This is a genomic window from uncultured Enorma sp., from assembly GCA_905210055.1.
Lineage (GTDB): Bacteria > Actinomycetota > Coriobacteriia > Coriobacteriales > Coriobacteriaceae > Enorma.
In genome coordinates this window covers 1-8194 of sequence record CAJLVH010000080.1, presented here as the reverse complement: position 1 = coordinate 8194, position 8194 = coordinate 1, and the positions used below count along the sequence as shown (strand labels likewise).

The window sequence follows — 8194 nt, the reverse complement described above, 5'->3', positions numbered from 1 at the left end:
CGTTGCGGGCAGGAGACAGAGCAGATCGAGCGCAGCCGCCATGGACTCGGGGCTCGCGTTGTAGGAATCGTCGATGACGCGCGCGCCGGTGGCAGCGCGGCGAATCTCCTGACGGCGCCCCGTGACGGTGAGGTCGCCGAGCGCGCGAACGATATCCTCGCCAGCCACCCCGAGCCTATCGGCCACGGCGATGGCGAGCACCGCGTTCGAAACCGTCTGCGCACCGACCGTGGAGAGCACGACCTCGAGCGAACGGCAACCCGGCAGCTCGACGCTCACGTGCGGATGCCCCTCGTCGTCCAAGGCGATGTCGCCCCGCTGGTAGTCGCAGCCCGCATGCGCGCCGCACCGCACGGGCTCGATTCCCGGCGTGTAGTCGGCGATATGTTCGAGCAAGAAGGGGAAGAAGTCGTCATCCGCGGGAAGCGCGAGCACGGGCGCCGCATGGGGCTCCCCCACCTCGGCGCCCTCCGGGATGGGCTGCATACCGCAGGTGATCTCCATCTTGGCGAGTGCGATGTTCTCGCGGCTGCCCAGCATGCCGATATGCGAGGTGCCGATCTTCGTGATCGCCGCGATGTTCGGCCGCGCCGCGCGCGAGAGCTGCTCGATCTCGCCGCGCGTGTTCATGCCCATCTCGAGCACGAGCACCTGCGTGTCCTCGGGCGCCGAGAGGATGGTGAGCGGCATGCCGATGAGATTGTTGAAATTGCCCGCTGTGGCATGGACGCGATAGGTGGTGGAAAGGATCTGGGCGAGCATGTCCTTCGTCGTAGTCTTGCCGATCGACCCGGTCACGCCCACAACGGTGCAGCCCAGACGCTCACGCCAGAAACGTGCAAGCGCGAGCAGAAACGCCTCACCGCTCTCGATGGAAAGAACAACGCAGCCGCGGCCCTCGGCACACGAGATGAGCTCCGGTTCGGGCACGCGCGTGAGCGCGACGCACGCGGCGCCGGCTTCGATGGCAGAACGGGCGAAATCGTTGCCGTCGACGCGCTCGCCGGGAAACGCCACGAAGATCGAACCGGGCTCGACCTGGCGCGAATCGATGACGCAGCCGCAGCAGGTGCGCGCGGGATCGCCCGCAACGAGGGTTGCCACTGGCGCGGAAAGCCACTCCATGGAAAGGATGTCTTGAATCTGAACCTGTACCATGTCTTCCCCTTGGTTGAGTTTTGTCAACGGGCTATTCTACCGTAGCCACAGGCTCCTCTGCGCCCCGCCGTACCGAACGCACAAGAGGTTCAGAGCCGGATAGGCTTCGGGGACGGCTGAAATGTAGAATTACCCCAGCGACTTTTTTACATGGCTCAACGTGCTTATTGAGGATTCTTTTACAGAGCCATGTAAAAAAGTCGCTGGGGTAATTCTACATTTCAGCCGTCCCTAGGGTGATACGCTACCTCGTGGGCTTCACGCCGAGGATCTGGAGGGCTTGCTCCATCGCCTCCTTGACGGCGGGAGATGCCATGTAGGAAAGATAAGACGTATCGTCGAGCGTCGCGTAGACGAGCACCTTCGGATCGGATGCCGGGGCGAACGCCATAAACGACGCCATGTACTTGCCCTCCGCATAGCCGCCCGACTCATCGGCGCGCTCGGCCGTACCGGTCTTGCCCGCCACGTCGTAGCCATCGATGGCACCGCCCGAACCGGTTCCCTCGTCCACGACCGTCACCATCATGGATGTGACGGCCTGCGCGGTCTCCTCCTCGATGATGCGCTTCTCGCCCTCGCTCCAATCGATGGCCTCGCCGTGGCGCGACTTCAAGAAATGCGGGGTGCATGCCACGCCACCGTTGGCAATCGCGGCGACAGCGCGCGCCACCGCGACGGGCGGCAGCGAGATGCCTTGGCCGAAGGACATCGACGGCACGCTCGATCCGTCATACGCATCCCGCTCGCGCACGATACCCGTTGCCTCGCCGGGAAAATCGATTCCCGTCGACTCACCGAATCCGTAACGATCGAGGTATTCGGCGAAATTGTCGGCACCGATCTCGTTTCCTACGAGCACCATACCCGTGTTCGAGGAGCGGCGTAGGATCTCGCGGAGCGTCATCTCCATCTGGTAATCGCGATTATCGACGTCGGTGACCCAGTCGTCACCGGCCTTCACCTTCGCCGGAACCGTGAACGTCGTATCGGGCGTCATGAGCCCCAGATCGATCGCCATACTCGAGACGACGGTCTTGAACACTGAGCCCGGTTCGTAGGCATCGGTGACGATGCGCAGGTTCATGTCGGCTGCATTCGTGTTCGCCAGATCCGTTGGATTGAACGTGGGCGAAGAGCACGCCGCGAGGATCTCGCCCGTGGTGGGGTCGAGCACGATCATCGAGCCGTTCTTCGCGCTGGAGCGCGTGACGGCATCGGCGATAGCCTGCTCTGCCGCGGTTTGGATGTTCACATCGAGCGTGAGCACGAGGTCGGTGCCATCCTGCGCAGAGACCTTCTCGTAGGCGCCTCCCGCGATGAAGGAGCCATCGCGGCCGCGCTCGCGCACGATCGAGCCGTTCGTCCCGGTCAGGTCTTCGTCGTAGTACACCTCGAGACCGGAAAGTCCCGCGTTGTCGACGTTCACCACGCCGAGTACCTGCGATGCGAGATTACCGTATGGGTAGACGCGCTTCATCGACTGCTCGAACTCGATGCCGACAATACCACGCTCAGCGATGAGATCGGCATCCTCCTGGTCGACCTGGCGCTTGATGTAGTTGAAGGTCGTATCTGCCGTGACCTGCTCACGGCACCAGTCCGCATCGACGCGGAGCACTTCCACCAGCACATCGACCGCGGCATCCGCATCCTCTATGAGCTTGGGATTCACGTAGACGTTCTGACACTCCACACTCGAGGTGAGCACGTTGCCGTTGCGGTCGTAGATGGTTCCGCGCTTGGCGAAGAGCGTCTGGCTCGACAGGCGACGGGAATCCGCACGCCCGCGATAGGTCGAAGCGTTGGCGATCTGGTATTCGAAGAGCTTGAGCACGCTGAGCCCGAGTCCCGCGCCCAAGACCCCGAGCACGACGTTGCGTCGGGTGACGAGCCCCTGCTCGGAGGTATCGTTAAGAAGTGTATGGGGCGAGCCGTCACGAGGCGGTCTGCCCGACCCGCCGCGCCCCATACCGCTGCTGGAACGCGAGCGCGCCGCACGACCGGAATCGTCGCGCCTGCGTGCATCGCGTCCGTCAAACCCTGTCGTTCGCTGCCTGCGGGAGCTCGAAGCGCCTCGGCGCTCCCCGTCCCTGCCGCGCCCCCCGGTGTACCGGTCACGCGCCATGGTTCCTCCCGCTCTATTCCGCTGTTTCGGATGCTGTCTCGGCGGGTGCCTGCTGCCCAGTCGCATCCGCCCCGTCCTCGGCATCGGCTGTCTCGCTCAAATCGAGCGTGATGCCCTGCTCCGGCTCGACCATGCCGAGCGCGCCGGTCGCGAGGTCGCGGATGCGCGTATCGGCACCGTAGACCGTGTTCATGACTTCAAGGTTCGAGCTCTCATCGTGCGCCGCTTCGAGCGAGGCCGAGAGCTCGGCGTTCTGATTGAGCATCGACGTCGTCACGCTGGCGAGCGTCACGCGCACCACGCCGATGGACACGAACAGGAACACGAGCACGGCGAAGACCTTGACGACATGCGTGAAGGCCGGACTCACGATCTGGTTCGCCTCACGCCCTGCACCGGTGAGGACGTCGAAGCGCGGGTGCTCCGAGGGGCGCTCGAGCGGCGCGCGTTCATAATCGGGCGCGTAATTCGGCTGAGCCTGGTAGTCCAAGGCATACGCCGCATTGGAATCAAAGTACGCCACCGCGCATGCCTCCCATCCCAAGTGTGTTAGTAGTACGTTTACGCTGCGTTCTTGCTACGTTGCGGGATGGTCCCAATAAGCGCGGCGCTCCTCGCTACAGGCGTATCGCGACGCGCGTTTTGGCAGATCTCGCACGCGGGTTGCGTTTGACTTCCTCGCCACTCGCAACCAGCGGTTTTCGGGTTATGACCTTGAGTACCGGCACGTTTCCGCATACGCACACCGGAAGGTCCGGCGGGCACGTGCAACCCTGGCTCCGCTTCTGGAAGAGCCGCTTCACGATGCGATCCTCAAGCGAATGATACGAGATGACGCAGATGCGCCCTCCCGGGTTGAGCCAGCGGACCGCTGCCTCGAGGCCGCGCTCGAGGACATCGAGCTCGTGGTTGACCTCGATGCGTATCGCCTGGAACGTCTTGCGAGCAGGATGATGCCCATGACGGCGTGCCGCCGCGGGAATCGCCGCCTTGATGGCGTCGACGAGCTCCACGGTGGTTTCGAAGGGACGCTCCTGCCTGCGTCGCACGATCTCGCGCGCGATCTGCGAAGCGAACTTCTCCTCACCGTATACGCGTAGGATCCGGGCGAGGTCGGCTTCGGTATAGGTGTTGATGACCTCAGCTGCGTTTAGGGTGTTTGTTCCCGGATCCATCCGCATATCAAGCGGGGCATCCTCGTTGTACGAGAAACCCCTTCCAGGGATATCGAGTTGCGGGCTCGAGACGCCCAAGTCGAACAGGATGCCGTCCACGCCGGGCACTTCCGCTTGGCAAAGCAGCTCATCCAGGTCGCCGAAGTTCCCCTTCAGAAGCTTGTGCGCCACCCCGGGTGCCTCCGCGTCCAGCCGTTTGGCCGCCGCTTCGAGCGCCATGTCGTCTTGGTCGATGCCGATGAGCAGACCGTCTTCGCCGATCGCCTGCGCCATCCTCGCGGAATGGCCGGCGCCGCCGAGCGTGCAATCGCACACCACCGATCCGCTCTTGAGCTCGAGCGCGTCGAGCACTTCGTGAAGCATTACGGGTTCATGCCGATATTCAGGTGTCAAAGTGCCCGTTGCCATGCACGTCTCCTCCGCGGTGCGCTAGTTGAAGAAGTCCTCGAGAGCCGCCTTCGTCTCGGCCTTGCGAGCCAGATGCTTCGAGCGGTCCCAGACCACCAAGCGGTCGTCGTTGCCGACGATCGTGACCTCACGGTCGAGGTGGGCTTCTTCGCGGACTGACTCGGGAAGGCTGATACGGGCGGCGGAGTCTATATCGAGTGTGGTTGCCACGCCGTACAAGCCCTCCTTAACCAGTCGATGCTGCTTGTTCGTAGGGTCGAAACCACCCTTCGCCTCGAACACCGACATGACCCAGTCCTCGAACGCGTCCTTGGTGAACACGTACATGGCGTCGATCTCCTTTTCAGGAGCAGCGAGGACGCGCACCTGATCCCCGAATTCCTTCCGGAATGCAGGCGGGAGCGACAGGCGACCCTTCGCATCGAGATTGCGATCGTAGGTTCCTGACAAAGACACCGCTGCACCCCCTTAGGCTTACTCGTGGGCAGATGCGGGAGCCACCCCGCTGTCGACGTCTCTTATCTTATGGGTTGACTCCCCTTTTCGCAACACTTTTTCCCACTTTCTCCCCCAACGGTACCCACTCGACCCCCAAACGACACCTTGAGCCAACAGACGACCCGCATTCCCAACACAAGATGTTGTGTTCGGGCACTTCAACGGCCACCGCGGATAGCACGGCGCTGAATATTCGGTTGTTCTACCTATGATTGAAGACCGCCTCGCCTCACCCGAGACCAAGCGTGACGTAAATGTGAAGACGTGCCTCCGCGGGCGCACGGGATGCGAACGCGAAGCCACGCCGCCCCGAACGCCGCCGGGTGCCATCCCGCAAGGCAACTAGGCGCGCGGATGGGCAGCGAGGTATACTTCCTGCAGTTGGGTGCGGTCGAGATGCGTGTAAATCTGCGTGGTGGCGATGTTCGCGTGGCCGAGGATCTCTTGCAGTACGCGCAGATCCGCCCCACCGGCGAGCATGTGCGTCGCGAACGAATGGCGCAGTGTATGCGGGTGTAATCCCTCGATACCCACCATGCGGCCATAGCGCTCGCACATAGCGTGCACGGACTGCCGCGAGATGCGCCCGCCGTTCTTGTTCAGAAACACCGCAGAGGTCTTCGTCGCGCTCCGCGCGTGCGCCGCGAGCTCAAAGCGCGGACCGTCGAGATATTCCTCGAGCACGCGTCGCGCGCTCCCCATGATGGGAACGAGCCGTTCCTTCGACCCCTTGCCGAATACGCGGAGGAATTCCTCGTCAAGATACACGTCGCGCAGATCGAGCCCGCAGAGCTCGCTGACGCGCAATCCGCAGCCGTAGAACATCTCGAGCTCGGCGCGGTCACGCGCGCCGGCGGGCGTAGCCGGGAAGGGCTGGTCGAGCAGGCTGGTCGCAGCGTCGATGGAGATAAGATCCGGCAGGCGCTCTTCCTTCCGAGGAAGATGCATCACCGAGGTGGGGTTCGTCTGCGCGAGCCCCTCGCGCGCCATGAACGTGTGGAAGCCCTTGATCGCGGAGAGCCCGCGCTCGATCGAGGCATCGGCGTAGCCCGCGTCGCGACGGGTCGCCGTGAAGTCCTCGATATCAAAGCGCTCGGCGCCGTCGGGCTCCTCGATGCCGCGCTCCGAAAGAAACCCAAGGTACGCCGCGAGATCTCTGCGGTATGCAGCGACGGTGTTATCGGAAAGGTTTCGCTCGACGGCGAGGTAGACCAGGTACTCCTCGACGGCGCTGGCAAGCGGTGAGGCGGGGGCGGCGGAGCGGTTCGACGGGCACGCCCCGTCGGCGCTGCGGCGCGGAACCGACCGGGCACCCCCTTCTCGGCACGCCATCCCCCTCTCTTGGCCTCCCCGTCTCGCCATGTTATTCCCCTGCTACGTTCTTCGGCGTCACCTGCAGATGGTCGACGCACTCGTGGCGCGCGATCGCGGCGCGCGTGAACTCGCGGAACAGCGGCTGCGGACGGGTGGGACGGCTCTTGAACTCGGGGTGTGCCTGCGTGGCAACGAACCAGGGATGCTCGGCGGCAGGCAGCTCCACCATCTCGACGAGCGCCTCATCGGGCGAGACGCCGGAGATGACGAGCCCCGCGCGCTCAAGGTCGTCGCGGTAGGCGTTGTTGAATTCGAAGCGGTGGCGGTGGCGTTCGTACACAAGCTCCTCGCCATACGCCTCACGCGCGAGCGTGCCTGCGCCGAGCTTCGCGGGATACGCGCCCAGGCGCATGGTTCCGCCCTTCTCGGTCACGTCTTCCTGCGAGCTCATAAGGTCGATGACAGGATGGGCGCATTCGGGTTCGAACTCAGTGGAGTTCGCATCTGCAAGCCCGGCGACGTGCCGTGCGAACTCGCAAACGGCGACCTGCATCCCCAGGCAGAGCCCGAGATAGGGAATCTTCTGCTCGCGCGCGTACCGAGCAGCGCAGATCTTGCCCTCCAGACCGCGCACGCCGAAGCCGCCCGGCACGACGATGCCCGCGGCGTCGCCGAGCACCGCAGGGCAGTCCTCCCAAGCGAGAGCCTCACCGTCGATGAGCTGCACATCCACATGCCGGTCGAAGAAGATGCCCGCATGGCGCACGGCCTCGATGACGGAGAGGTAGGCGTCGGGCAGCTGCGTGTACTTGCCCACCACGGCAACCTTCACCGTGTCCGCATGGTGGTTCGCGTGATCCTTCTTCTCGAGAAACGCATACCAGTCGTCCATATGCCGCTCGCGCGGATCGAGCCCCAGGCGCTCGCAGACGCGCAAGTCGAAGTCTTGGTCGGCGAGCATCTTCGGCACGTCGTAGATGGAGGCGCAGTCCTCGTTCGTGAAGACGCAATCCTCGTCCACATCGCAGAAACTTGCGATCTTGTGGCGGATGGCGTCGTCGATCTCATGGTCGGAGCGCAGCACGATGATATCCGGTTGGATGCCGAGGCTGCGGAGCTCCTTCACACTGTGCTGCGTGGGTTTCGTCTTGACCTCGTGCGCAGCGGCGATGTAGGGCACGAGGCTCACGTGGATATAGCACACGTTTTCCGCACCCGCATCCTTCTTGTACTGGCGGATCGCCTCCACGAAGGGCTGGGACTCGATATCGCCGATCGTGCCGCCGAGTTCGGTGATGACCACATCCGACCCCGTCTGTTCCTCGATGCGGCGGAACTTGTCCTTGATGGCGTTCGTGACGTGTGGGATCACCTGCACGGTTCCGCCCAGGAAGTCGCCGCGACGCTCGCGCGTGATGAGTGAGCGGTAGATGGCACCTGTGGTGAAGTTGGAGTCGCGTGTGAGATTCTCGTCGATGAAGCGCTCGTAGTGGCCGAGGTCGAGGTCGCTCTC

7 protein-coding genes are annotated in these 8194 nt (G+C 63.6%); all 7 read right to left on the bottom strand.

Features of this window, described 5'->3' with window-relative positions; translation table 11 throughout:
• Positions 1-1158, bottom strand: a 1158-nt coding sequence (gene murF / locus QZ079_RS06170; protein WP_297036469.1) for a UDP-N-acetylmuramoyl-tripeptide--D-alanyl-D-alanine ligase, incomplete at its 3' end; no start/stop codon positions are given.
• Between the two features lie 244 nt (positions 1159-1402).
• Complete coding sequence (locus QZ079_RS06165; RefSeq protein WP_297036466.1) at positions 1403-3286, bottom strand: penicillin-binding protein 2; 1884 nt, start codon at positions 3284-3286, stop codon at positions 1403-1405.
• A 13-nt stretch (positions 3287-3299) separates the two neighbouring features.
• Positions 3300-3809, bottom strand: a complete 510-nt coding sequence (locus QZ079_RS06160; protein ID WP_297036463.1) for a cell division protein FtsL — start codon at positions 3807-3809, stop codon at positions 3300-3302.
• Between the two features lie 94 nt (positions 3810-3903).
• On the bottom strand, positions 3904-4869 hold the full coding sequence (rsmH, locus tag QZ079_RS06155; RefSeq protein WP_297036460.1) for a 16S rRNA (cytosine(1402)-N(4))-methyltransferase RsmH: 966 nt from the start codon (positions 4867-4869) through the stop codon (positions 3904-3906).
• Positions 4870-4890: 21 nt separating this feature from the next.
• Entirely contained in the window at positions 4891-5325 is a 435-nt protein-coding gene (locus QZ079_RS06150; RefSeq protein WP_291288288.1) for a division/cell wall cluster transcriptional repressor MraZ, read from the bottom strand.
• A 384-nt stretch (positions 5326-5709) separates the two neighbouring features.
• Positions 5710-6699, bottom strand: a complete 990-nt coding sequence (locus QZ079_RS06145) for a site-specific tyrosine recombinase (RefSeq protein WP_297036457.1) — start codon at positions 6697-6699, stop codon at positions 5710-5712.
• A gap of 31 nt (positions 6700-6730) precedes the next feature.
• Positions 6731-8194 (bottom strand): CTP synthase (locus QZ079_RS06140; RefSeq protein ID WP_297036454.1); only part of this gene is annotated, 1464 nt, incomplete at its 5' end.

What these genes read in the sequence shown, in the direction of transcription:
- QZ079_RS06165 (WP_297036466.1), bottom strand. Translation starts at nt 3,286, where the DNA reads ATGGCGCGTGACCGGTACACCGGGGGGCGCGGCAGGGACGGGGAGCGC.
- rsmH (WP_297036460.1), bottom strand. Translation starts at nt 4,869, where the DNA reads ATGGCAACGGGCACTTTGACACCTGAATATCGGCATGAACCCGTAATG.
- QZ079_RS06145 (WP_297036457.1), bottom strand. Translation starts at nt 6,699, where the DNA reads ATGGCGTGCCGAGAAGGGGGTGCCCGGTCGGTTCCGCGCCGCAGCGCC.